General features: G+C 65.3%; 23 protein-coding genes. 9 read left to right on the plus strand and 14 right to left on the minus strand.

Annotated elements, in window-relative coordinates:
• The first annotated feature begins 86 nt into the window (after positions 1 to 86).
• The 4 genes from AC1DW2_RS10435 to AC1DW2_RS10450 are packed head-to-tail and all read left to right on the plus strand — an operon-like array spanning position 87 to position 4,021.
• Positions 87 to 740, plus strand: a complete 654-nt coding sequence (locus AC1DW2_RS10435; protein ID WP_063983726.1) for a tetratricopeptide repeat protein — start codon at positions 87 to 89, stop codon at positions 738 to 740.
• A gap of 44 nt (positions 741 to 784) precedes the next feature.
• A complete protein-coding gene (locus tag AC1DW2_RS10440; RefSeq protein ID WP_166095816.1) occupies positions 785 to 1,336 on the plus strand; it encodes a hypothetical protein in 552 nt (183 codons plus the stop codon).
• A 49-nt stretch (positions 1,337 to 1,385) separates the two neighbouring features.
• A complete protein-coding gene (der, locus tag AC1DW2_RS10445) occupies positions 1,386 to 2,768 on the plus strand; it encodes a ribosome biogenesis GTPase Der (protein WP_282522293.1) in 1,383 nt (460 codons plus the stop codon).
• Positions 2,765 to 4,021, plus strand: coding sequence for a TCR/Tet family MFS transporter (locus AC1DW2_RS10450; RefSeq protein WP_166352692.1), 1,257 nt, complete (start codon positions 2,765 to 2,767; stop codon positions 4,019 to 4,021). The genes der and AC1DW2_RS10450 overlap by 4 nt, the downstream gene beginning before the upstream one ends.
• Before the next feature lie 110 nt (positions 4,022 to 4,131).
• Here the strand turns inward: AC1DW2_RS10450 and AC1DW2_RS10455 are convergent, their stop codons facing one another.
• From AC1DW2_RS10455 to radA, 6 genes are all read right to left on the minus strand, one after another.
• The gene (locus AC1DW2_RS10455; RefSeq protein WP_063983724.1) at positions 4,132 to 5,358 is read right to left on the minus strand and encodes an ABC transporter substrate-binding protein; all 1,227 of its coding nucleotides are present in this window, start codon (positions 5,356 to 5,358) and stop codon (positions 4,132 to 4,134) included.
• 166 nt (positions 5,359 to 5,524) lie between these two features.
• Positions 5,525 to 6,688: an NHL repeat-containing protein gene (locus tag AC1DW2_RS10460; RefSeq protein ID WP_477005978.1), complete on the minus strand. Its 1,164-nt coding sequence runs from the start codon at positions 6,686 to 6,688 to the stop codon at positions 5,525 to 5,527.
• Between the two features lie 78 nt (positions 6,689 to 6,766).
• Positions 6,767 to 7,507 carry an SDR family NAD(P)-dependent oxidoreductase gene (locus tag AC1DW2_RS10465; RefSeq protein ID WP_477005979.1) on the minus strand — a complete coding sequence of 247 codons (741 nt, stop codon included), beginning with the start codon at positions 7,505 to 7,507 and terminating at the stop codon, positions 6,767 to 6,769.
• Positions 7,508 to 7,725: 218 nt separating this feature from the next.
• The gene (purF, locus tag AC1DW2_RS10470) at positions 7,726 to 9,231 is read right to left on the minus strand and encodes an amidophosphoribosyltransferase (RefSeq protein ID WP_063983721.1); all 1,506 of its coding nucleotides are present in this window, start codon (positions 9,229 to 9,231) and stop codon (positions 7,726 to 7,728) included.
• Positions 9,232 to 9,260: 29 nt separating this feature from the next.
• Positions 9,261 to 9,890, minus strand: a complete 630-nt coding sequence (locus tag AC1DW2_RS10475; protein WP_063983720.1) for a CvpA family protein — start codon at positions 9,888 to 9,890, stop codon at positions 9,261 to 9,263.
• 166 nt (positions 9,891 to 10,056) lie between these two features.
• On the minus strand, positions 10,057 to 11,505 hold the full coding sequence (radA, locus tag AC1DW2_RS10480; RefSeq protein WP_063983719.1) for a DNA repair protein RadA: 1,449 nt from the start codon (positions 11,503 to 11,505) through the stop codon (positions 10,057 to 10,059).
• Between the two features lie 201 nt (positions 11,506 to 11,706).
• Between radA and AC1DW2_RS10485 the strand changes: the two genes are divergently transcribed.
• Together AC1DW2_RS10485 and AC1DW2_RS10490 are read left to right on the plus strand one after the other, a co-directional pair.
• Positions 11,707 to 12,864, plus strand: coding sequence for an ABC transporter substrate-binding protein (locus tag AC1DW2_RS10485; RefSeq protein WP_439034761.1), 1,158 nt, complete (start codon positions 11,707 to 11,709; stop codon positions 12,862 to 12,864).
• On the plus strand, positions 12,864 to 14,942 hold the full coding sequence (locus tag AC1DW2_RS10490) for a putative bifunctional diguanylate cyclase/phosphodiesterase (protein ID WP_477005980.1): 2,079 nt from the start codon (positions 12,864 to 12,866) through the stop codon (positions 14,940 to 14,942). The genes AC1DW2_RS10485 and AC1DW2_RS10490 overlap by 1 nt, the downstream gene beginning before the upstream one ends.
• 6 nt (positions 14,943 to 14,948) lie before the next feature.
• Here the strand turns inward: AC1DW2_RS10490 and AC1DW2_RS10495 are convergent, their stop codons facing one another.
• The 8 genes from AC1DW2_RS10495 to AC1DW2_RS10530 all read right to left on the minus strand — a co-directional run bounded on the left by AC1DW2_RS10495 (position 14,949) and on the right by AC1DW2_RS10530 (position 20,931).
• Positions 14,949 to 15,674: a sulfite exporter TauE/SafE family protein gene (locus AC1DW2_RS10495; protein ID WP_477005981.1), complete on the minus strand. Its 726-nt coding sequence runs from the start codon at positions 15,672 to 15,674 to the stop codon at positions 14,949 to 14,951.
• Positions 15,675 to 15,778: 104 nt separating this feature from the next.
• Positions 15,779 to 16,225 carry a ribose 5-phosphate isomerase B gene (gene rpiB / locus AC1DW2_RS10500; protein WP_063983716.1) on the minus strand — a complete coding sequence of 149 codons (447 nt, stop codon included), beginning with the start codon at positions 16,223 to 16,225 and terminating at the stop codon, positions 15,779 to 15,781.
• 68 nt (positions 16,226 to 16,293) lie between these two features.
• Positions 16,294 to 17,088, minus strand: coding sequence for a transporter substrate-binding domain-containing protein (locus tag AC1DW2_RS10505; RefSeq protein WP_071914695.1), 795 nt, complete (start codon positions 17,086 to 17,088; stop codon positions 16,294 to 16,296).
• Between the two features lie 19 nt (positions 17,089 to 17,107).
• The gene (locus tag AC1DW2_RS10510; protein WP_477006025.1) at positions 17,108 to 17,866 is read right to left on the minus strand and encodes an amino acid ABC transporter ATP-binding protein; all 759 of its coding nucleotides are present in this window, start codon (positions 17,864 to 17,866) and stop codon (positions 17,108 to 17,110) included.
• A 1-nt stretch (position 17,867) separates the two neighbouring features.
• Positions 17,868 to 18,536 (minus strand): amino acid ABC transporter permease, encoded by a 669-nt coding sequence (locus AC1DW2_RS10515; RefSeq protein ID WP_071914693.1) that lies wholly within the window; start codon positions 18,534 to 18,536, stop codon positions 17,868 to 17,870.
• Between the two features lie 7 nt (positions 18,537 to 18,543).
• Positions 18,544 to 19,227 (minus strand): amino acid ABC transporter permease, encoded by a 684-nt coding sequence (locus tag AC1DW2_RS10520; RefSeq protein ID WP_477005982.1) that lies wholly within the window; start codon positions 19,225 to 19,227, stop codon positions 18,544 to 18,546.
• A gap of 10 nt (positions 19,228 to 19,237) precedes the next feature.
• Positions 19,238 to 20,137, minus strand: a complete 900-nt coding sequence (locus tag AC1DW2_RS10525; protein ID WP_477005983.1) for an NAD(P)-dependent oxidoreductase — start codon at positions 20,135 to 20,137, stop codon at positions 19,238 to 19,240.
• Between the two features lie 53 nt (positions 20,138 to 20,190).
• Positions 20,191 to 20,931 (minus strand): FadR/GntR family transcriptional regulator, encoded by a 741-nt coding sequence (locus AC1DW2_RS10530; protein ID WP_208086404.1) that lies wholly within the window; start codon positions 20,929 to 20,931, stop codon positions 20,191 to 20,193.
• 180 nt (positions 20,932 to 21,111) lie between these two features.
• Here AC1DW2_RS10530 and AC1DW2_RS10535 point away from each other — a divergent pair, with 180 nt between their 5' ends.
• The 3 genes from AC1DW2_RS10535 to AC1DW2_RS10545 all read left to right on the plus strand — a co-directional run bounded on the left by AC1DW2_RS10535 (position 21,112) and on the right by AC1DW2_RS10545 (position 22,788).
• On the plus strand, positions 21,112 to 21,429 hold the full coding sequence (locus tag AC1DW2_RS10535; protein ID WP_477005984.1) for a hypothetical protein: 318 nt from the start codon (positions 21,112 to 21,114) through the stop codon (positions 21,427 to 21,429).
• A gap of 77 nt (positions 21,430 to 21,506) precedes the next feature.
• The gene (locus AC1DW2_RS10540; protein WP_477005985.1) at positions 21,507 to 21,875 is read left to right on the plus strand and encodes a GFA family protein; all 369 of its coding nucleotides are present in this window, start codon (positions 21,507 to 21,509) and stop codon (positions 21,873 to 21,875) included.
• A gap of 97 nt (positions 21,876 to 21,972) precedes the next feature.
• Positions 21,973 to 22,788: a hypothetical protein gene (locus tag AC1DW2_RS10545; protein ID WP_477005986.1), complete on the plus strand. Its 816-nt coding sequence runs from the start codon at positions 21,973 to 21,975 to the stop codon at positions 22,786 to 22,788.
• The last annotated feature ends 45 nt before the right edge of the window (positions 22,789 to 22,833 follow it).

The raw sequence follows: 22,833 nt of genomic DNA on the forward strand, positions 1-22,833 counted from the left end.
AGGGTACCCCGCCGCCACGTGGGGGACGGGATTCCTGACGCGAACGCATTGGCGCGCGCACCCGGACGGGCATGGGATTAACATAAGTGTCTGAATTATTTGACGAAGTCGACGAGGAAGTACGTCGCGAACAGCTCAAGAAGCTGTGGGACAAGTATTCGATTGTCTTCATTGCCCTGATGGTGCTGATCGTGGCCGCCGTCGGCGGCTGGCGCGGCTACCAGTATCTGGAGGGCAAGAAGGCCGCCGAGGCCGGTGCAGCCTTCGAGAAGGCCGCTGAGCTGTCCGACCAGGACAAGCACGCCGAGGCCGAGGCCGCCTTCACCGCGCTCGCCGCCAAGGCTCCCTCGGGTTATCGCACCCTGGCGCGGCTACGTGCCGCGGCCGAGGCAGCGCCCCGCGATCCCAAGGCGGCCGCCAAGATGTTTGACGACATCGCCGCCGATCGCAGCATCGGTGGTGAGTGGCAGGACTTGGCGAAGATCCGCGCCGCCGGCTTGCTGGTCGACAGCGCGTCCTATGCCGACATGCAGCAGCGGCTGGAGTCCTCCGCCGCGCCCAAATCCACGTTCCGCCACAGCGCCCGCGAGTTGCTGGCGCTATCGGCCTGGCGCAACAACGACATGACCGCGGCCCGCAAATGGCTCGACGCGATTGCCGAGGATGGCGAAACGCCGCCCGGTTTGCGCTCACGCGCCGAGGCGCTCCAGGCCCTGCTGCCGCCCGTCGCCAAAAGCTGACCAAGAGCTGACCTTCGGGCTCTCTGACGTAGACGAGACACAAGATGCGCCGCACGCCACGCTTGATCGCAGCCGCCGTCCTGATCGCCTTCACGGGCATCCTGGGCGGCTGCTCCAGCTTCGATCCAAGCGACATGCTCGACTTCCTCGACACCAAGAAGAAGCTGCCGGGCGACCGCAAGCCGGTCTTCCCGGAGGGCGTTCCGGGCCTCGAGCAGGGCGTGCCGCGGGAGATGTACAAGGGCGCAGCACAGCAGCAGCCGGATCCGAACGCACCGGCCGTCGCGGCTCTGCCCGCCGAGCCGCCGCCCGAGGCCAAGCCGGCAAAGGGTGCCAAGGCGAAGAAGACCAAACAGCCTGCCAGCGCCTCCACCGCGCCCGCTGAGGCGCCGGCGGGCGAGGTTGACGGCGAGGCCCAGCCCGAGGCCGCGCCGCCTACGGCCGCTCCGCCGCCCAAGCAGAAGATCGTGCGCAAGCGCACCACCGCCCCGCCGCCGGATCAACCCGTCCAGCAGGCGCAACCGACCCAGACCACCCAGCAGCAATCGCAGGGAGCTTTCCCGGCACCGATGCCGAGCGGCAGCTTTTCGCGCTGATCACTTCATTACATTGACAGGCGCGGCCTTCGCAGCGCACGAATGACCGATGTCCTTCACGATTGCTATTATCGGCCGGCCAAATGTCGGCAAATCGACGCTGTTCAACCGCCTGGTTGGGCAGAAGCTCGCGCTCGTCGATGACCTGCCGGGCGTCACCCGCGACCGCCGCGAAGGCGAGGCCAGGCTCGGCGACCTCGAATTCACCATCATCGACACCGCCGGCCTCGACGAGGGCGCCAAGGGCTCGCTGACCGCGCGCATGCAGGAGCAGACCGAGGCCGCGATTGCACAGGCAGACGCGCTGTTCTTCGTCATCGATGCCCGCATCGGCCTCACGCCCACCGACCGCGCCTTCGCCGATTTCGCCCGCAAGGCCGACAAGCCGGTGCTGCTGGTCGCCAACAAGAGCGAAGGCAAGCATGGCGATGCCGGCGCGATGGAGGCCTTTGCGCTCGGCCTCGGCGATCCCATCCAGGTATCGGCCGAGCACGGCGAGGGCATGGGCGAGCTGTATGACGCCCTCCGCGAGTTGATGCCGGAGCCTGTCGATGAAGATGAAGCTGAGGACGACGAGCCGCTGACCGAGGAGGAGGCCGCGACGCGTCCGATCCGCGTCGCCATCGTCGGCCGGCCCAATGCCGGCAAGTCGACGCTGATCAACCATCTGCTCGGCGAGGAGCGCCTGCTGACGAGCCCGGAGGCCGGCACCACGCGCGATTCCATCGCGGTCGAGATCAACTGGAAGGGCCGTGATTTTCGCGTGTTCGATACCGCCGGCCTGCGCCGTCGCTCGCGCATCGAGGAAAAGCTGGAGAAGCTCTCGGTCGCCGACGCGTTGCGCGCGGTCCGCTTTGCCGAAGTCGTCGTGATGATGATGGACACGCAGAACCGCTTCGAGGAGCAGGACCTGCGCATCGCCGATCTGATCGAGCGCGAGGGCCGCGCGGTCGTGCTCGCCGTCAACAAATGGGATCTGATGGAGACCAAGGGCGGCGGCGCCATCTCGGGCCTGCGCCGCGATGCCGACCATTGGCTGCCGCAGATCAAGGGCGTGCCGATCGTCGCCGTATCAGGTCTGATGGGCGAGGGCATCGATCGTCTGATGCAGGCGATCCAGGACGCCTACGCGGTCTGGAACAGGCGCGTGCCGACTTCCGCGCTCAATCGTTGGTTCGAGCAGGCTGTGCAGGCCAATCCGCCGCCGGCCGTGTCCGGCCGACGGCTCAAGCTGAATTACATCACGCAGAACAAGGCGCGTCCGCCGAGCTTCGTGCTGTTCTGCTCGCGCGCGGACGCGGTGCCGCAGTCCTATTTGCGCTACCTGACCAATTCCATGCGCGAGACCTTTGAGCTGCCGGGTACGCCGGTGCGCATCACCTTGCGCGAAAAGGCCAACCCCTTCGCCCACAAGCGCAAGCGGCCGTCGTGAGCAACGATGCCGGCGAGGCGACGGCGCGAAGCGCTGCGCCGGTCCGGCGTGGTGCCGTCGCCTTCATCTTCGTCACCATCCTGCTCGACATGCTCGCGCTCGGCGTGATCATGCCGATCCTGCCGAAGCTGATCGAGAGCTTCGTCGACAACGACACCGCGCATGCGGCCCGCATCTTCGGCCTGTTCGGCACCGCCTGGGCGCTGATGCAGTTCGTGTTCTCGCCGGTGCTCGGCGCGCTGTCGGATCGCTTCGGACGGCGGCCGGTGGTGCTGCTGTCGAATTTCGGGCTCGCCGCCGACTATGTGCTGATGGCGCTCGCGCCGTCGCTGCTCTGGTTGTTCATCGGCCGCGTGATCTCGGGCATCACGTCGGCGAGCATTTCCACCGCCTTTGCCTATATCGCCGACATCACGCCGCCGGAGCGGCGCGCGGCCGTCTTCGGCAGGATTGGAGCTGCCTTCGGCGCCGGCTTCATCCTGGGCCCGGCGCTCGGCGGCCTGCTCGGCGATATCGATCCGCGGTTGCCGTTCTGGGCGTCGGCGGCTTTGAGCTTTGCCAATGCACTCTATGGGCTCTTCGTCCTGCCGGAATCGCTGGCGCCGGAGCGGCGCGCGCCGTTCCGCTGGACCAGCGCCAATCCGGTCGGAGCGCTGCACTTGCTGCGGTCCAACGCGGCGCTGGCCGCGTTATCCATCGTCAACTTCATCGCACAGGTCGCGCATGTCGTGCTGCCCTCGACCTTCGTGCTCTACGCGACCTATCGCTACGGCTGGGATTCCAAGACCGTGGGTCTGACGCTCGCGATGGTCGGTATCTGCGCCATGGTGGTGCAGGGGCTCGCCATCGGCCCGATCGTGCGCGTGCTCGGCGAGCGGAATGCGCTGGTGCTCGGTCTGTGCTGTGGCGCGATCGGCTTCGTGATCTTCGGCGCAGCGCCGACCGGGCCGTTGTTCTGGATCGGCATTCCCGTGATGTCGCTGTGGGGCATCTCGGGTGCCGCCATGCAATCGCTGATGACGCGACTGGTCGCGCCCGATCAGCAGGGCCAGTTGCAGGGCGCGACCGCGAGCGTGCAGAGCGTCTCGCAGCTCGTCGGGCCGTTCCTGTTCACGCTGACGTTTTCCTATTTCATCGGCGCCAGCGCGCCGTGGCATCTGCCCGGCGCGCCGTTCCTGCTTGCGGCGGTATTGATGGTGGTATGTGTCGCGATCGCGATGCGGTCGCTATCTGCCACGAAGACGGTCTCGTAGTATCGTAGGGTGGGCAAAGCGAAGCGTGCCCACCGCTTCTTCCAATCGCGGAGAGATGGTGGGCACGGCGCTTACGCGCCTTTGCCCACCCTACGGCAGTGTCGACTGTCTTACTTCTTCACCAACGGACACTCGCTGTCCTTGAGCGGCTTGGCCGCGTCTTCCGCCGCGATCGTGGCGATCTGCTTGTAGTAGTCCCACGGGCCCTTCGACTCCTCGGGCTTCTTCACCTCGAACAGATAGGCCGGGATGAGACGGCGTCCGTCCTGGCGCAGCGGGCCATTGCCGAACAGCGGATCGTCGGTCGGCAGCTCCTTCATCTTGGCGACGACCTTGGCGCCGTCATGCGGGTTGCCGCCGAGCGCTTCCATCGCCTTGAGATAGTGCAGCACCATCGCGTAGTTGCCGGCCTGGGTCATCGACGGCATCGCGTTCTTGCTGGCCAGGGCGGCGAAGCGCTTCGACCAGGCGCGGGTCTGCTCGTTCATGTCCCAGTAGAAGGACTCGGTGAAGGTCAGGCCGTGCGCGGTCTTTAGGCCCAGCGAATGCACGTCGTTGATGAACAGCAGCAGCGCCGCGAGCTTCTGGCCGCCCGATACGATGCCGAATTCGGCCGCCTGCTTGATCGAGTTCGTGGTGTCGCCGCCGGCATTGGCGAGGCCGACCACCTTGGCCTTGGACGATTGGGCCTGCAGCAGGAAGGACGAGAAGTCCGAGCTGTTGATCGGGTGCTTGACGCTGCCCAGCACCTTGCCGCCGTTTGCCGTCACGACGGCCGTGGTGTCGCGTTCCAGCGCGTGGCCGAAGGCATAATCCGCGGTAAGAAAGAACCAGGTGTCGCCGCCGGCCTTGGTCAGCGCCTTGCCGGTGCCGTTGGCGAGCATGTAGGTGTCGTAAGTGTAGGAGATCGTGTTCGGCGTGCAGGCCTTGCCGGTCAAGTCGGCAGAGGCGGCGCCGGAATTCAGCAGCACCGAATTCTTTTCCTTGACGAGGTTGCTGACCGCAAGCGCGACGCCGGAGTTCGGCGTATCAGCGATCGCATCGACCTTCTCGTTGTCGATCCACTGCCGAGCGATATTGACGCCGACGTCCGGCTTGTTCTGGTGATCGCCGCTCAGAACGTCGATCTTCCAGCCCTTCTTGAGCAGGCCGGAATCCTCGACGGCCATCTTGATCGCGACCACGGAGTTCGGGCCGCCGATATCGGCATAAAGGCTCGACATGTCATTCAAGACGCCGATCTTGACGGTCTTGTCCTGCGCGTAAGCGGATGTTGCAAAACCGAAGGCGGCACAGGCCAGAAGGGCCGCATAGCGGCGCGCGAGCGTCGTCGTCATAAAAGGTCTCCTCCATTTTCAATATGCGGACGGCTCTCTTGCGGAGCCTTGTTCCGGCTGATCGCTCTACCGTGTCCCACGGCTGGCGGCAATGCGCCTAAAGCCGGATGACGCTGCGGCGTAGCGTCATCCGTCGGTTAACCTTTGGGCAAAGTGTGTTGAGACGCTATTTGAGCGCGTCCGAGGTCAGCTTGAATTTCTGGATGCGCTTACCGGTGTCGACCTCGGCGGTATAGACGTTACCCTTGGCGTCTATCGCCATGGCATGCACCCAGTGGAACTGCCCGGCATTGCGGCCGTTGTGGCCGAAGCTGCCGGCCACGCTGCCGTCCTCGCGCTTGATCACCCGGATCTCGTTGTTCTCGCCGTCGGCGCTGAGCAAATAGGTCTGCTTCGGATCGGGCCAGATCGCGATGTCCCACACCGCGCCGTTGCCGAGGGTGTTCTTCTCGAAGAAGAACTCCTTCACGAAGGTGCCATCCTTTTTGAACACCTGGATGCGGTTGTTGATGCGGTCGCAGACGTAGACGAGACCGTCATTGGCGAGCTTCACGCAATGGACGGGATTTCCGAATTGTTGGGAGACGGGCGCCTTGGGATCATACGCCGCCTGCTTGTTGTCATCGGGCTTGTTGCCATAGGCGCCCCAGTGCCGCTTGTAAGCGAGCGTCGTCGCATCGAACACGATGACGCGGCGGTTGCCATAACCGTCGGCGACGTAGATTTCGTTCGCCTCCTTGTCGATCGCGGTTTCGGCGGGCTTGCCGAGCTGTGTGGTGTCGTTGCTGCCGAGGCTCGGCGCGATCTTGCCGATCTGGGCGACGAACTTGCCGTCGAGCGTGAACTTCAAAATGGCGTTGTCGTTGTCGGCGTTGCCGCCGACCCAGACGAAGCCGCGCTCGTCGACCTCGATGCCGTGCTCGCGGCCGACCCATTCATAGCCTTCGCCCGGACCGCCCCACGACCGCAGCAGATTGCCGTCGGTGTCGAATTCGAGCACGGGAGGCGCCGAGACGCAGCATTTCGAGCGCGGCGGGTTGAGGCCCGCGCCTTTCTCGTCATCGGTGAGCGAGCGCGGGCGATGGATCACCCAGATATGACCCTGCCAGTCGACGGTGATGCCGCCGACCTGACCGAGGATCCAGTTGTTCGGCAGCCGTTTTGGCCAGGAGGCATCGACCGCGAAGGTCGGGACGTCACCCGCAGTCGCCGTGCCCGGAAGCACGAACGCGATGGCTGCAATCAGGATGAAGAAGGCGTGAGAGACTCGTACGAGCGCACGGCCGAGCCTTGTACAGACAAGCCCTGCGCGATCATGCCACGGTGCCATGGCAACCTCCCTTTTTTGGCTTGCGGCTTGCTGCCGCTTGAGCGCGGGCAGTCAATCGCGGGGAGGCACGCGAGTCAATCAGGCCGGCGAGCGGAAGCTCATCAGCGTGCGGGTCTTGTAGTCGTAGAACTTGCCGGTTTCGGTCCAGTCAGGCGCGCACATCGGGACGATGAATTCGGCCACCTGCTCGGGTGTCTCCAGCGTCGCCGGATCTTCGCCCGGCATCAACGTGGCGCGCATCCGGGTGCGGATCGGGCCCGGGTTGAACAGGTTGACACGGAGCGGCGTGTTCGTGGTTTCCTGCGCCCAGGCGCGGGCCAGTGTTTCCAGCGCGGCCTTGGAGGCGGCGTAGGGGCTGACATAGGCGGTGGCCTTGTTGGCGGCGCCCGAGGTGATGAACACGGCCCGGCCGGCATCGGACTGCCTCAGCAGCGGTTCCATGCAGCGGATCAGCTGGAAGTTCGCCGAGACGTTGACGGCGATCACGTCGGTGAAAGTTTTCAGTTCGATGTGGCCGACCGGCGAGGAGGGGCCGAGCACGCCGGCATTGCCGACGAGGATGTCGAGCTTGCCATAACGTTCGTGCAGGCCGGCCCCGAGCCGCGCGATGCCGTCGGAATCGGTGAGATTGAGCGGCACCAGCGTGGCGCTGCCGCCGTCTTTCCGGATCTCGTCATCGAGCTCTTCCAGCCCGCCCTGCGTGCGCGCCGTCGCAACGATATGCGCGCCGGCCTTGGCCAGCGCCTTGGCCGTGGCGAAGCCGATGCCGCGCGAGGCGCCGGTGACGAGAGCGATACGGTTGGCGAGGGGTTTTGTCATGGCGGGGTTTTACAGGCGTGGATGGCCGGGACAAGCCCGGAATTTCTGCCCTCGAGCTCCCGCCGCAGCCCTACTGGATATTGGTACTATTGTTCGGGCCGTTCCCCGAGCTGTCAGGCGGCACCTTCATGCCCTGCCTGAAGGCGAAGACGATGAAGCCGACCAAAAGCCCTCCGCAGAGGATCGCGATGGTCAGCTGTATCGTCGCCGTCTCGCCGTCAGCTCGCCTCGGCCAGCAGCGACAATTGCCGCGGCTGCTGCTCGGTCTGGGTCTGGTCGGTGAGGTGGGTCGGATACGCCCCGGTGAAGCAATGATCCGAGAATTTCGGATTGGCGGGGTCGCGGCCGGGCTCGCCCATGGCGCGGTACATGCCGTCGATCGACAGGAAGGCGAGCGAGTCGGCGCCGATGATCTCGCGCATCTCCTCCAGCGAATGCGTCGCGGCCAGGAGGCCGCCGCGATCCGGCAGGTCGATGCCGTAATAATCGGGATAGAGGATCGGCGGCGAGGCGAGGCGGAAATGAACTTCCTTGGCGCCGGCATCGCGCATCATGCGCACGATCTTCTTCGAGGTGGTGCCGCGCACCAGCGAGTCGTCGATCAGGATGATGCGCTTGCCTTCGATCGCGGCGCGGTTGGCCGAATGCTTCATGCGCACGCCGGACTCGCGGATCGCCTGCGTCGGCTGGATGAAGGTGCGGCCGACATAGTGGTTGCGGATGATGCCGAGCTCGAACGGCACGCCTGAATGCTGGCTGTAGCCGACCGCGGCGGGTACGCCGGAATCCGGCACCGGGACGACGACGTCGATCGGCACATGGCTCTCGCGCGCGAGCTGCGCACCAAAGGCCTTGCGCACCTCGTAGACCGAGCGGCCGTGAACGATGGAGTCCGGACGGGAGAAATAGATGTATTCGAAGATGCAGGGGCGCGGCGCCATCGGCGGGAACGGCTTGTGGATGTCCTGGCCGTTCTCGTCGAACACGATGACTTCGCCGGGCTCGATGTCGCGAATGAAGCGCGCGCCGATGATGTCGAGCGCACAGGTCTCCGAGGTCAGGATCGGGCAACCGTCGAGCTCGCCGAGCACCAGCGGGCGGATGCCGCGTGGATCGCGCGCGCCGACCAGTTTCTTGTTGGTCAGCGAAACCAGCGCATAGGCGCCCTCGATCTCGCGCAGGGCGTCGATGTAGCGCTCGATGAAGCGGCTGCGCCGGGAGCGCGCGACGAGATGCAGGATCACCTCGGTGTCGGTGGTCGACTGCATCATCGCGCCGTTCTTCACGAGCTCGCGGCGCAGCGTCAGGCCGTTGGTGAGGTTGCCGTTGTGGGCGACCGCAAGGCCGCCGGCATTGAGCTCGGCGAACAGCGGCTGCACGTTGCGCAGGATGGTGGCGCCGGTGGTGGAGTAGCGGACATGGCCGACGGCCATATTGCCGGGCAGGCGGTCGATCACCTCGCGGCGGGAGAAGGTGTCGCCGACGAGGCCGAGGCGTCGTTCCGAGTGAAAACGGCTGCCGTCGTAAGAGACGATGCCGGCGGCCTCCTGGCCGCGATGCTGGAGGGCGTGGAGGCCGAGCGCCGTGATGGCCGCGGCGTCAGGGTGGCCGTAGATGCCGAAGACGCCGCATTCCTCGCGGAGCGTATCGCCCTCCAGGTCGTCCTGAAGCTCTAGCGCGGCTGGGCCGAGATCAAGTTGGGCGTCCTGGTCAGGGTGTCGCATCTCGTCCGCGCCTCTCTTTTAGGGCCTAATCAACGCGCCGCAGGTTTCTCGATCAGCTTCTTGAGGCTGTCACGAGCAGGTTTACTGTATCCGTCGCCAGTGCCCGAAGGCTGCGGTTCGGAATCAGCTTGATCATCATCTGGTTTGTTTTTCTTGAATCTCTTCAAGATGGTGTTCTCGGGGTCGTCAGGCAAGAGGGCCATCAGCCAATCCCCGGTTCCCTGGAGCACCACGCGAGATTTGGCCCCCGTGACCCAGTCCGGGCGCTGCTTGTCCGGCACCAGCCAGGTGAAGAACAGGAACGCGACCACGACGATCAAAAGCCCGCGAGCGAGGCCAAACAGGAAGCCCAGGGTGCGGTCTAGCGCGCCGATGCGCGAATCCAGGATCATGTCGGAGATCCGGACCGTGATCACGGAGACCACGACCAGGGTGCCCACGAACACGCCGGCGACCACGACGACGCTCGCCACCGTGTCGTTGTTGAAATAGGTCTTTGCGGTCGGCAGCAGCTTCGAGAACGAGTACAGCGTCACGATCGCCGCTGCGCCCCAGGCCGCGATCGACAGGATTTCGCGCATGAAGCCGCGGACCATGGCGAGCAGGCCCGAGATCAGCATCACACCGAGCAGGATCAGGTCGAGGAGTGTTACTGGCATCGGCTGGTCGGGTCCGCTCGTACTTCAAAGGTGCTCAGCGAATCGGTGCTTGGCCGTGGCCCTAAGTGAGGGCCAGACGGCGTTCCCGGCAAGGCCGCAACCACGCAATCCCATGCTGCTTTTGTGACGGCTGTATAGCGGTGGGGGCGGAGGACGTCACCTCCACCTAACCCTCTCCACGGCGGAATCTTGCCGGTGTGGCATTTTTCTCCGCCGGCGGGCTCGAGTCGCCGCGGCGGGAGCCCCGGGCCGCGATCTCGGCCACCAGTGTCGTCAGGCTGTTGATCGCGTTCAGGGACAGTCCGGCGTCGCCGCCAGCATCGCCGCCCCGGGCCGATTCGGGCAGCACGGCGCGCTTGAAGCCGAGCTTGACCGCTTCCTTGAGCCGGGCCGGGGTCTGTGCCACCGGGCGGATGACGCCGGAGAGCGAAATCTCGCCGAAATAGACAGCATCGGTGGGTAACTGCGCATTAACCAGGGATGAAACCAGTGCGGCCGCGGCGGCCATATCGGCCGCCGGCTCGTGGATGCGCAGGCCGCCCGCGACGTTCAGATAGACGTCGTGGCCGGACAGCTTGACCCCGCAATGGGCCTCCAGCACTGCCAGCACCATGGAGAGCCTGCTCTGATCCCAGCCGACCACGGCCCTACGCGGGGTGCCGAGCGAGGTGGGGGCCACCAAGGCCTGCAATTCGACCAGAACGGGCCTCGTGCCCTCGATGCCCGCGAAGACTGCGGTGCCCGGCGTGCCCAGGTCGCGCTCGGACAGGAACAGCTCGGAGGGATTGGTGACCTCGCGCAGGCCAAGGCCGGTCATCTCGAACACGCCGATCTCGTCGGTCGGGCCGAAGCGGTTTTTCACGGCGCGCAGGATGCGGAATTGCTGCGAGCCTTCGCCCTCGAAGGACAGCACCGCATCGACCATGTGCTCGACCACGCGGGGGCCGGCGATCTGGCCGTCCTTGGTGACATGGCCGACCAGGATGATGGCAGCACCCGTCTTCTTGGCGAAGCGGATCAGGGCCTGCGCCGAGGCGCGCACCTGCGTCACCGTGCCGGGCGCGGATTCCACCGTGTCGGTCCACATGGTCTGGATCGAATCGATCACGATCAGCCGCGGCACCGCGCCTTCCGACAGCGTCGAGACGATATCCTCGACAGAGGTCTCGGCCGCAAGCTGCACCGGCGCGTCCGACAGGCCGAGCCGCTCGGCGCGCAGGCGCACTTGGGCGACCGCCTCTTCGCCGGAGATGTAGACGATGCGGTGGCCGGCACGCGCCATCATGCTGGTGGCCTGCGTCAGCAGCGTCGACTTGCCGATGCCGGGATCGCCGCCGACCAGCAGCACCGAGCCGCGGACGAAGCCACCACCGGTGACGCGGTCGAGCTCGGTCATGCCCGAGGACAGGCGAGGAGCGTCCTGGGTCTTCCCCGACAGGCTCTCCAGCGCAAACGTCCGTCCCTTGCGCTTGGAGCGGATCGAGACCGGCACGCTGCCGGTCGTGTCCTCCTCGGCAAGCGTGTTCCACTCGCCGCAGGACTCGCACTTGCCCTGCCAGCGGTTATAGGCCGCGCCGCAGTTCTGGCAGACGAAGGAAAGTGTGTTCTTGGCCATGGGGACAGCGAGTCGGGGTTTTCAGGTTTGCTGATAGCACGGAATGACGGGCGAGACGGCGATGGCCGGCACCCCCATTAGCCCAATTCACCGCAGCCGATACACCCTTTGTTAGCTCTACGCCGCCGCGCCGTTCCGGACTTTGCCAAATGTTAGCGGACGCGGGTCCAGTTTCGAAACCGATACGGGATGGCGAAACGAATGACGGTAGTCTTGCGGATAATGCTCGCCGTGGGCATGGCCTGCGGCTTTCTTCTGCCGGTTGGCGGCGCCGTTGCGGCCGACGCCGGGCGTCTCAACATCGTTTTCGTCAACCCCGGCAAGACCGGCGAGGTCTACTGGGACATGGTCGCGCAGACCATGCAGGCCGCGGGCCGCAAGCTCGACGCGCATGTCGAGGTGCTGACCAGCGAGCGGAATTACCGCACCATGCAGGAGCTTGGCTTCGGCGTGGTGGCACGCGCCGACAAGCCGGACTTCCTCATCCTGTCGAACGAGGAATCCGCTGCCGTTCCCATCCTGGAGGCGGCCGAGGCCGCCGGGGTCAAAACGCTGCTGCTCTCGAACACGCTGATCGGCGACGACGCCGCGCGCCTCGGACCGCCCCGGCAAAAGCTCAAGACCTGGCTCGGCGACATCACGACCGATCTCCAGACCGCGGGTGCGAGGATGGCCAATGCTTTGATCAAAGTGGCGCGCGCCGAGAAATGGCAGAGCCCGGACGGCAAGATCCACATTCTCGGCATCGGCGGCGACGAGATCACGCCGGCCTCGATCGCCCGCAACGCCGGTCTCAAGCTCGCGGTGGACGCCGCGCCCGACGTGGTGGTGGACCGGATGCTGTTCGCCAACTGGACCCAGTCGGAGGCAGAGCAGGTCACCAGGAATTATCTGAGCTGGGCCGCGCGCAAGGAGATCCGGCCTGCCGGCATCTGGGCCGGAAACGATCCGATGGCGCTCGGCGCGCTTCGCGCGGTGGTCGCGGCCGGCCTCACGCCCGGCCGGAACATCCAGCTGGTCGGCCTCAACTGGTCGGAGGACGCGCTGCGCGAGATCAAGGCGGGCCGTCTGCTCATGACCGATGGCGGGCACTTCCTGCTCGGCGGCTGGTCGATCGTCCTCCTGCGCGACTACGCCGACGGCTGCGACTTCGCGGCCGCATCGCCCCGCGTCGAGGCCAAGACGTCTGCGATCACGCGCGACAATCTCGCTGCGGTCGGGGACCTCATCAAGACGCGCGCCTTCGATCGGATCGATTTCGCGCGCTTCAGGGCGAGGGCGGGGCGCTGCGGCCAGTATGATTTCTCCATCGATGCGCTCATCTCTTCGCTGACGCTTCCGGAAGGCGCTGCTGACTGATGCGAAACGGTGACGACATGACCGATCCGGATCGCAAGCAGCAGGCGGCGGCGCCGTCGCGCTCGCGCTCGGTGGTCCGCGCGATGCTCTGGGCCACCGTGCCGGTGCTGCTGGTGGTGCAGCTGCTCGCCTCCGCCGGCGTCGAGGCATCGAGCTTCTGGTCGCAGATCAGGCAGCTCGATGCGCGCATTGCCCGCACGGCCGAGAGCCGCGCCGAGCTGATCGCCGAGCCGCTCTGGAAGATGCGCTACGATCAGGTCACGAGCGTCCTCAACGAGATCATGCACGACGAGACCATTGCCGCGGCGGCCGTTTATGACGACACCGGCGTCGCGATCGCCCGCGTGGTGGCGCGGCCGGCGGACCAGGCGGTATCGGAAGTCTCGCGTCCGATCCGCTACAGCAACGGCAACATCGCCGTGCAGGCCGGTCGTATCGCGATCGCCTATTCCTATGCGACGGTCTACACGGACACGGGCAGCCGGCTGATGCTGCTGCTGGTGGTCGGCCTGCTCGCAACATTTGCCACCCTGATCGCGATGCGGATCTCGGCCAACATCTTCATCGGCAAGCCACTCACCGCGATCATGTCGGCGATCCAGCGCAGCAAGCAGGACGGGCGCGCCTATCCGGCCGACATCAAATCGACGAACGAATTCGGCCAGCTCGCGCGTGCCTTCAACGCCATGCAGCACACGACATCGGGCGCGCTCGACCGGCTCGGGCACATGGCCGCGCACGATCCGCTCACGGGCCTGCCCAATCGTCGCTCGCTGTCCGAGCATCTGGTGACCCTGAGCGGCGATGCCGGCTCGCCGGACTCGCTGATCGCCTTCTGCTTCATCGATCTCGACGACTTCAAGGGCATCAACGACACCTTCGGCCATGATGCCGGCGACAAGTTCCTGGTGCACATCTCCGAGCGGCTGCGCGATGCGGTCGAACCGCAGGATTGGGTCGCCCGGCTCGGCGGCGACGAATTCGTCGTGATCCGCCCCGAGGTCAGCAATGAAGCGACCGCCCAGGCGTTCGCGCGCCAGCTGTTAGATGCGATTTCCGAGCCGATCCGGCTGCACGACAAACAGGTCGTGCCGCGCGCCAGCATCGGCCTTGCCGTGCGCCGCGCCGGCGATCCCGAGCTGTCGCATTTGCCGGCGCTCGCCGACATCGCGCTCTACCATGCCAAGAGCAAGGCGCCCGGCACGGTCGCCGTGCTGGACGAAGCGCTTCAGCGCGACTATCGCCGCCGCCGGGATCTCGAGCTTGCCATTCCCGCAGGCTTCGCCGAGGGGCAGTTCGAGGTCTGGTATCAAAGCCAGGTCGACCTCGAGAGCCAGGCCGTTGTCGGCCTCGAGGCGCTGATCCGCTGGCGCCATCCCGAACTTGGCTTGATCGGTCCCGGCGAATTCCTGCCGCTGATCGAGCGCAGCGGCAACAATGCGCGGCTGACGCGCTACGTGCTGACCGATGCCTGTCGCGCGTTGCAGCGACTGGCGTCCGCCGGCAGGGCGCAGATCAGGATCGCGATCAATCTGCCGCCGTCCGAGCTCGCCGACCATTCGCTCGCAGCCGAGCTGCGCGCGACCTGCGCGCGCTTCGATGTCGCGGCATCATTGCTGGAGCTCGAGATCACTGAGGGCTCGCTGATCAACAACATCGCCAGCGCCTCCGAGACGCTGCACCGCCTGCGGCGCCTGGGCGCAACCATCGCGCTCGACGATTTCGGCACGGGCTACAGCTCACTCGCGCATCTCAGGCGGTTCCCGCTCGACAAGGTCAAGATCGACAAGGCCTTCATCAGCGAGATCCCTGACAGCGCGGAAGACAAGGCGATCGTCGGCGTCATCGCCTCGCTCGCCGGCACGCTGGGGCTGACGCTCGTCGCGGAAGGCATCGAGCGGCCCGAGCAGGCTGATGCCATGCGCGAGATGGGCGTGATGCTCGGGCAGGGTTATCACTACCATCGGCCGCAGCCGCTCGACGCCGTGCTGCAATGGCTCGAAAAGCAGGCGGTGCCCACTGCGACGAGCCGCGTCCTCGCCGACAGCCCGTCGATCGCGCCCGAATTCGCCGCCTGAGCGCGATTACGGCTGCGTTGCGTTCCAGAGCATGGAGAGGCCCGCAGCGATCATGATCGCGTCCATCACCAGGCGGAACATCTCTGGCTTGAGATGCAGCACGAAGCGTTTTGCGATGAAGGCGCCCGACATCAGCGAGGAGCCTGCGACCAGGCCCTTGATGAAGACATCCTGCGTCAACGCGCCGAAACGTTCGAAGGTCACGGACTTCGCGAAATAGAGGCCGAGTGAGGAGGCCGCTTCGGTTGCGAGGAAGGCGCCCTTGGACAGGCCGTAGAACAGGAACAGCGGCACGCTGAGCGGGCCGGTCGAGACCACGATGCCGGTGAGATAGCCGATGATCGCCCCGCCGATCGCGAGGTGCCAGAGATTGGCCTTGAGATCGTGCCGCGCCAGCCAGTGCCGCACCGGCACCATCGCGATCAGGAAGACGCCGATGGCGAGATCGACGGCGTGCGAGGGGAGCGCGAGCAGCGTGCGCGCGCCCAGCACGGCGGCCGGAATGCCCGTCACCGAATAGGCCGCGCAGGCCCGCCAGTCGACCTCGCGCCACCACGCCAGGATCCGCGAGAAGTTCGCCATCACGGAGGCGACCGCCATGATCGGCACGGCTTCCTTCGGCCCATAGGCATAGACCAGCACCGGCATCAGCATGATCGACGACCCCGTGCCGACGATGCCTGAGACGGTGCCGGCGATCAGGCCGACGATGAGGACGAAGAGAAAGGCCAAGGTGCTCTCCACGAATCGGGAGAGTTTAGCCGTGGCCGGCGATGCGGGCGATCCATTCCAGGCGAGGGAACCAATCGCTCAGCGCATGCCATCCCGGCCGGCCGTCAGCCTTGCTCGTCCATGATGCGCAGCTTCTCGACGCGACGGCGAAAATCCTCGTCCGTAGAGAATTCGGCGGAGAGATAGGACGAGACCAGATCCACGGCGAGCCAGGCGCCGACGATCTGCGCGCCGATGCACATGACGTTGACGTCGTCATGCTCGACGCTCTGATGGGCGGAATGAACGTCGTGGCAGACCGCGGCGCGAATGCCCTTCATCTTGTTGGCCGCGATCGAGGCGCCGACGCCGGTGCCACACACCATGATGCCGCGTGCGGCTTCGCCTGACGTCACCTTCTGCGCAACGGCCCGCGCGATGTCGGGGAAATCCACCGGCTTGTCGTCATAGGAGCCGACGTCGACGACGTCGTGGCCGAGGCTGCGGATGTGGTCGATAACGGTCTGCTTGAGCGGCCAGCCGGCGTGGTCGGATCCGATGACGAGACGCATGTGATGTCCTTCTTAATTTTATGTTGGTCGTGACAGCCGCTTCGCGGCTGCCACGATTTTCCCTGGTTTCAGCTGCGCATGTCGGGCGGCAGCTCGACCCCGTGGAATTTCTTGTAGATCGCGTTGAGCTTGCCGTTCTTGACGTTCTCGGTGATCCAGGCATTGAGCTTGTCCATCAGGCGCTGCTCGCCCTTCTTCAGGCCGATCGCGAGGTCGAAGGTCGCCAGCGGGATCCTGGATTCGAACACACGCGACGGGTTCTTCACCCCGATCTGGTTGATGATCGTCGCCGACGAGGCGACGCAGTCGACCTGGCCGGAGACGGCCGCCGTCACCATCGTGGCGTCGTCGTCGTAGCGCGAGATCTTGAGGTCCTTGTCCTTCATGTTGGACAGGGTGGTGTCCTGCGTGGTGCCGCGGGAGACGCCGATCGACTTGTCCTTCAGGTCGGGCCAGTCCTTGACGGTCGAGGATTTCAGGCAGCCGACGTCGGATTGCAGCGTCGCATAGCGCTTGGTGAAGTCGATGACCTTGGCGCGATCGGGCGTCACCGACAGGGTCGAGATGATGATGTCGGCCTTGCCGGTCAGGACGTTGGGGATGCGCGTCGCGCCGGTGGTCTGGATGAATTCGAGCTCGAGCCCCCAATCCTTGGCGAGCAGTTGCGCCACTTCGACGTCGGAGCCGGTCGGCTTCATGCTGCTGTCCATCATGCCCGAGGGCGGAATGGCGACGTCCGTCGAAATGCGGATCTTCTTGGCCTGGGTGATGTCGTCGAGCAGATCGGCCGATGCCGGCGTGGCTGATATCATGACGAGGCCGAACAGCGCGGTGGCGGTCCCCAGCAGTGTCTTGTTTGTCATCCTTGGTTCTCCTCTCCTGTTATGATTTTAAGTTTCCAGTGCCCACGAATTGCGTGAGTTCGGGCGTCGCCGGCGACGTCAGGATCGAGGCGGGGCCGGTCTCGTGGACCTTGCCGCGATGCATGAAGACGATCCGGTCGGCGATGCCTTTGGCAAAACCCATCTCATGGGTGACCATCACCATGGTCATGCCGTCCGCCGCCAATTGCTCGATCACCTTCAGCACCTCGCCGGTAAGCTCGGGATCGAGCGCGGAGGTGACCTCGTCGAACAGCATCACTTTCGGCTGCATCGCGAGCGAGCGGGCGATCGCCGCGCGCTGCTGCTGTCCGCCCGAGAGCTGCTCGGGATAGGCGTGCAGTTTCTCGTCGAGCCCGACCTGCGCGAGCACTTTTCGGGCGAGGTCCCTGGCTTGCGAGGTGGCCATGCCCTTCACGGCGCAGGGGGCAAGCGTGATGTTCTGTTCGATCGTGAGGTGCGGAAACAGATTGTAGCTCTGGAACACGATGCCGACGTCCTGGCGCAGCGCGCGCAAATCGACATCAGGGCGGTCGACGCGATGCCCGCACACGACGATCTCGCCGCCGTCGACCTTCTCGAAGCGGTCGATGCAGCGCAGCGCCGTGCTCTTGCCGGAGCCGGAGCGGCCGATCAGCGCCAGCACTTCGCCGCGTTCGACGGCAAAGGAGACGCCATCGAGCACCCGGAGCGGGCCAAAGCTCTTCTGCACGTCGCGGAGCGACACGATCGGTTCGGCGGAGGAGGGGTTTTGCTGCATGTCAGGCTGGTGCGAGGTTGGACCTGCCACGCCCCATCCGCCGTTCCAGCTTCTGGCTGAACAGGGACAGGGGATAGCACATGGCGAAATAGACGACGGCGATGATCGCGTAGATGGCGAACGGCTCGAACAGCGAGTTGTTGACGATCTGGCCCGACCGCATCAGCTCGACGAAGCCGACCACGGAGGCGAGCGAGGTGTTCTTGATGATCTGCACCATGAAGCCGACGGTCGGCGGCGTCGCGATGCGGATCGCCTGCGGCAAGATCACCTTCATCATGCGCTGGGTGCGGCTCAGCGCGAGGCCTTCGGCGGCCTCCCATTGCGGCTTCGGCACTGACTGGATGCAGCCGCGCCAGATCTCGCCGAGATAGGCCGAGACATAGAGCGTGAGCGAAGCGCCGGCGGCGGCTAACGGCGAGACCTTGAGGCCGATCGCGGCGAGGCCGAAATAGCCGAGGAACAGGATGACGAGCAGCGGCGTACCCTGGATCAGCTGGACATAGACGCCGCTGGCGATCCGCACCGATTTGAGCGGCGAGATGCGCGCGAGCGCGATCACGAAGCCGACGATGCCGCCGCCGATCAGCGCGATCCCGGACAGGCCAATCGTCCACAGCGCGCCCTGACCGAGGAACATCAGATGATTGATGTTGAGATGTCCGCCCATGGTCATCTCACAACGGTGTGCCGAGCCGGCGCCGGCGCGGGAACAGCACAAGGCCGAGGCTCCAGAAGCCCGCGCGCATCACCAGCGACAGGATGACGTAGAGCACGGCGACGATGATGTAGGTCTCGAACGCGCGATAGGTGTCCGACTGGATGTAGTTGGCGACGGCGGTGAGTTCTTCCGCCGAGATCTGCGAGCAGACCGAGGAGGCCAGCATCAGCAGCACGAACTGGCTGGTCAGGGCCGGATAGACCTTCTCGATCGCCGGCAGCAGGATGATGTGCCAGTAGATCTGCAGTCGCGACAGCGCCAGCCCTTCGGCGGCCTCGATCTGTCCGCGCGGGATCGCCTCGAAGCCGGCACGCATGATCTCGGCGGTGTAGGCGCCGACATTGATCGTCAACGCGGCCACCGCCACCGTGAAGGCGGAGAATTTCAGGCCGAGGCTGGCGAGGCCGAAATAGACCAGGAAGATCTGGACCAGCAGCGGCGTGTTGCGGATGGTCTCGACATAGACTTTGCAGGCGCCCGCGATCAGCGGGCTTCGTGAGCCGCGGCCGACGGCTGCGAGCGTGCCGAACAGGGCGCCGAGCACCGTCGCGAAGGCCGCCAACTCCAGCGTCAGCGCCGCGCCGGCCAGAAAATTCGGCCAACGCTCCAGCACCGCGGGAAAGTCGAGTTGGAGGCTCATCGTATCAGGTTCAGCCGGTGGTCTGGTTGGTCATGCGGTCATAGACGCGGAACAGCGCCTGGTTGCCGTTGCTGCCTTCGCCATGCGCGCGTGCGTCCACGTACTGGTTGGTGACGAGCGCGGTGCCGGGCAGCGGCACGCTCAGCGCCTGTGCGTGCTCCTGCACCAGGCGGAGGTCCTTGAGCTGGAGATCGATCCGGAAGCCGGCGGAGACGTCGCCCGCGATCATTGCGGGGCCGAGCTTGTCGAGCATCCAGGAGGCGGCGGAGCCCCCGAGCAGAACGCGACGCAGCAGATTGAGATCGAGGCCCGAGGCGCGTCCGAGCGCAAGCGCCTCGCAGATCGCCTGGATGTTGATGCCGCAGATCAGCTGATTGCAGAGCTTGACGGTCTGACCGGCGCCGGATGCGCCGACATGCGTGATGGTCGTGCCCATTGCACGGAAGAACGGTTCTGCCTGCGTAAAGGCAACCGCATCGCCGCCGGCCATGATCGAGAGCGCAGCGTTCTTGGCGCCCACCGGCCCGCCGGAGACCGGCGCGTCGATGAAGCTGACGCCGACCTTTTGCAGGTCGGCATGGATGCGGCGGACGGCGACCGGCGAGATCGTGCTCATGTCGACGACGAGCTTGCCGGGCGGGGGAGATTTCAGGAGACCATGTTCACCGTAGACGGTCGCCTCGACGTGGGGTGTATCGGGCAACATGGTGATGACGATGTCGGCGCCTTGCGCGGCGTCGGCGGGGCTGTTGGCGCCGGCCGCGCCGTCCTTGACGCTGTCGGCCAAGGCGGCTTCGTTGAGATCGAAGACGCGAACCGCATGCCCGGCCACCAGGAGGTTGCGCACCATCTCGCGGCCCATCGTGCCGATGCCGATGAAGCCGACATTACCCTTGTCGTTCCGTCCCATGTCAGTCGTCCGTTTCTTGGTTGATTGGTTTCTTGGTTGTTGGCCTGCCGCGATCAGCCTGAGGCGCTGGTCTTGTCGATGTCGCCGACGACGGCGCGCCTGCGGTATTCGTCGCCAATGGCAAAATGCTTGCGCAGCGTCGCATCCGCTCGCTCGGGGTCGCGCGCGATGATCGCGTCGAAGATGCGCCGATGGTCGTCGATCAGGTACGTCTTCATCGACGGGAAGGCCTGCACCAGCTCGCGGCGGCTGCGATGCGAATGCGTCAGCAGTCCCGCCAGCGAACCGTGCAGGACCGTCAGCGTTTCCGAATGCGATGCCACGACGATGGCGCGATGGAATTCGAAGTCGGCCATGCCGCCGGCATCCGCCTCGTCGATCGTCTCTCCGATCTTCGCGAGCGCACGCTGCAAGCGTTCGAAATCGGCGATGTTGGCGCGCTCGCAGGCGAGGCGGATCGCCTGACACTCGATCGCGACGCGCGCCTGCATGACGTCATCGAGCATGTCCGCCTGCTGGGCGAGCGCGAAGGTGAAGAAGTCGTTCAGCACCGAGACGTCCGGCTGCGTCACCACGGTGCCGATGCGGTCGCGGATTTCGACGATGCCGAGCACGGTGAGGGCGCGTAGCGCCTCGCGGACGATCGGCCGGCTGACGCCGAGGAGGGTTGCCAGCTCGCGCTCGGAAATCAGGCGGTCGCCGGGCTTGAGCGAGCCCGCAAGCAGGCGTTCGCGCAGGAAGGCGAACACCTTCTCGAACCCTTTTTCGCCCTCAGCGGCCCGCTTCACTTCCATCCCGGTCTCTTTTTGGTCTGATCTTGGTCAGACCAGTATGATAACCAGAGCGTCGGCGTCAAGAGCCTTGGTTAATTGCGGGTGTCGCAGGCGTGGCCAATCCGATCAGTTCCCCGGCCGGATCCTTCAAATTTGAGGCGTATTGATCGGAGCGCTCACTCAAAGAATTTGAGGTCCGCGATGCMCGATCATCATTCTTTCTCCGCCCTCGACCGCCATGCGGCGCTCAGCGGATCCGATAACGGCTTTCCCTGGTATGCGGGCGCGATGCTCGCGGTCGAAGCGAGCGAAGTGGTGCGGCTGCGCTGCGAGAAGCTCAGCCTCGGCGACGAGGGCGCCCGGCAGGAGGCCGTGCTGATGGTCAGCGAGAAGATCGCCGCGGCTTTCGAGGCGGCCGCGAGCCTGCTTGCGGGAGCAACGCCGGCCGCGGTCGTCCAGCGCTATCGCGAGCACGTGGCCGCGAACGTCAGGCGGCTGTCCGCGAATGAGGCTCCATGACCGAGTTGCGCTGCTGACAGCATGTTGGCAGCAGGGGCAGGCTACGACCATCTCCTGACAAAACGGGGAGCGGGTCGATGCCGATCGAGGCAAGCTGTCATTGCGGTGAGACGGTGTTCGAGGTGACGGAGGCGCCGGCGAGCGTGACGCGCTGCACCTGCTCACTCTGCGTCAAGCGGGGCGCGTTGTGGGCCTATTACACGCCGGCGCAATTTCGCCTGCTGTCGCCGCCGGAAAATGTCGCGACCTATCTCTGGGGCAGCCGCACGGTCAAACATCATTTCTGCGCGAGCTGCGGCTGCGGCACCTATTCGGAGTCGCCGGATTGGTCGACCGGCAAGGCCGATTTCGACAATCCCAAGGTTGCCGTGAATGCGCGCCTGTTCGACGATTTCGATCTCGATGCCGTGCCGGTGAACATGATCGACGGCAGGAATTTGTGGTGAGCATGCAAGGCGCGCGCATGTCCGCTGCGCGTCTGTGACCTTGAGGCGATTTTGAAAAGCTGATTTGGTCCGGCCCCAGAGAAAAAGGGGGGAAGCCATGATGCGTCTTTTTGCGCGAGTGATGCTCGCAATGTGTCTGGCCGTTGCAGCCGGCTTCAATGCGCAGGCGCAGACCAAACCGAAGGTCACGACGTCAGGACCTGACTTCCCCAAAGCCGCGCTGTTCGTCGGCAACAGCTTCTTCTACTACAACAACGGCATGCCCGGGCATCTCTCCTTCATGGAGCGCGCGGCTGATGCTGACAACAAGGCGGCGTACCGCAACACCATGGCTACGATCGGCGGCTCCGGCCTTGATTGGCACGACATGGACAATCTGCTGCGGCCGGGCGGCATCGGCGCCTATTCCTTCGACGATCAGAACAACGTCGTCTTCAACAAGCCGGGCAGGCAGTTCGATGCCGTCGTGATGATGGATTGCAGCCAGTGCCCGATCCATCCGCAATTGAAGGACGCGTTCGCGACCTTCGCCAAGAAGGACAGCGAGATCGTCCGTGCCCACGGCATGCGGCCGGTGTTCTTTATGTCCTGGGCCTATGCCGACAAGCCGGAGATGACGGAAGCCTTGGCCGAGGCCTATACGCTCGCCGGCAATGCCAATGATGCGCTCGTGATCCCCGCAGGCCTCGCCTTCGCGCGCGTGCGCAAGCTCCAGCCGGAACTCAATCTGTATGCGCCGGACAAGCGACACCCGAGTCCGGCGGGCACGTATCTGGCAACCTGTGTGACGCTCGCCGCGCTGACCGGGCGCTCGCCGGTCGGCAACTCCTATACGATCGGCTTGGATGCGGAGACCACCCAACTGCTGCAAAAGGCGGCGTGGGATACGGTGCAGGAATATTACGGGCGTTGATCTGGCGCGACCTCGTAGGGTGGGCAAAGCGACTTGTCCGCCGTA

It is taken from the genome of Bradyrhizobium sp. P3_C3, assembly GCF_056402655.1.

What these genes read in the sequence shown, in the direction of transcription:
- AC1DW2_RS10440 (WP_166095816.1), top strand. Translation starts at nt 785, where the DNA reads ATGCGCCGCACGCCACGCTTGATCGCAGCCGCCGTCCTGATCGCCTTC.
- der (WP_282522293.1), top strand. Translation starts at nt 1,386, where the DNA reads ATGTCCTTCACGATTGCTATTATCGGCCGGCCAAATGTCGGCAAATCG.
- AC1DW2_RS10455 (WP_063983724.1), bottom strand. Translation starts at nt 5,358, where the DNA reads ATGACGACGACGCTCGCGCGCCGCTATGCGGCCCTTCTGGCCTGTGCC.
- AC1DW2_RS10460 (WP_477005978.1), bottom strand. Translation starts at nt 6,688, where the DNA reads ATGGCACCGTGGCATGATCGCGCAGGGCTTGTCTGTACAAGGCTCGGC.
- AC1DW2_RS10465 (WP_477005979.1), bottom strand. Translation starts at nt 7,507, where the DNA reads ATGACAAAACCCCTCGCCAACCGTATCGCTCTCGTCACCGGCGCCTCG.
- purF (WP_063983721.1), bottom strand. Translation starts at nt 9,231, where the DNA reads ATGCGACACCCTGACCAGGACGCCCAACTTGATCTCGGCCCAGCCGCG.
- AC1DW2_RS10475 (WP_063983720.1), bottom strand. Translation starts at nt 9,890, where the DNA reads ATGCCAGTAACACTCCTCGACCTGATCCTGCTCGGTGTGATGCTGATC.
- radA (WP_063983719.1), bottom strand. Translation starts at nt 11,505, where the DNA reads ATGGCCAAGAACACACTTTCCTTCGTCTGCCAGAACTGCGGCGCGGCC.
- AC1DW2_RS10485 (WP_439034761.1), top strand. Translation starts at nt 11,707, where the DNA reads ATGACGGTAGTCTTGCGGATAATGCTCGCCGTGGGCATGGCCTGCGGC.
- AC1DW2_RS10490 (WP_477005980.1), top strand. Translation starts at nt 12,864, where the DNA reads ATGCGAAACGGTGACGACATGACCGATCCGGATCGCAAGCAGCAGGCG.
- rpiB (WP_063983716.1), bottom strand. Translation starts at nt 16,225, where the DNA reads ATGCGTCTCGTCATCGGATCCGACCACGCCGGCTGGCCGCTCAAGCAG.
- AC1DW2_RS10505 (WP_071914695.1), bottom strand. Translation starts at nt 17,088, where the DNA reads ATGACAAACAAGACACTGCTGGGGACCGCCACCGCGCTGTTCGGCCTC.
- AC1DW2_RS10510 (WP_477006025.1), bottom strand. Translation starts at nt 17,866, where the DNA reads ATGCAGCAAAACCCCTCCTCCGCCGAACCGATCGTGTCGCTCCGCGAC.
- AC1DW2_RS10515 (WP_071914693.1), bottom strand. Translation starts at nt 18,536, where the DNA reads ATGGGCGGACATCTCAACATCAATCATCTGATGTTCCTCGGTCAGGGC.
- AC1DW2_RS10520 (WP_477005982.1), bottom strand. Translation starts at nt 19,227, where the DNA reads ATGAGCCTCCAACTCGACTTTCCCGCGGTGCTGGAGCGTTGGCCGAAT.
- AC1DW2_RS10525 (WP_477005983.1), bottom strand. Translation starts at nt 20,137, where the DNA reads ATGGGACGGAACGACAAGGGTAATGTCGGCTTCATCGGCATCGGCACG.
- AC1DW2_RS10530 (WP_208086404.1), bottom strand. Translation starts at nt 20,931, where the DNA reads ATGGAAGTGAAGCGGGCCGCTGAGGGCGAAAAAGGGTTCGAGAAGGTG.
- AC1DW2_RS10540 (WP_477005985.1), top strand. Translation starts at nt 21,507, where the DNA reads ATGCCGATCGAGGCAAGCTGTCATTGCGGTGAGACGGTGTTCGAGGTG.
- AC1DW2_RS10545 (WP_477005986.1), top strand. Translation starts at nt 21,973, where the DNA reads ATGATGCGTCTTTTTGCGCGAGTGATGCTCGCAATGTGTCTGGCCGTT.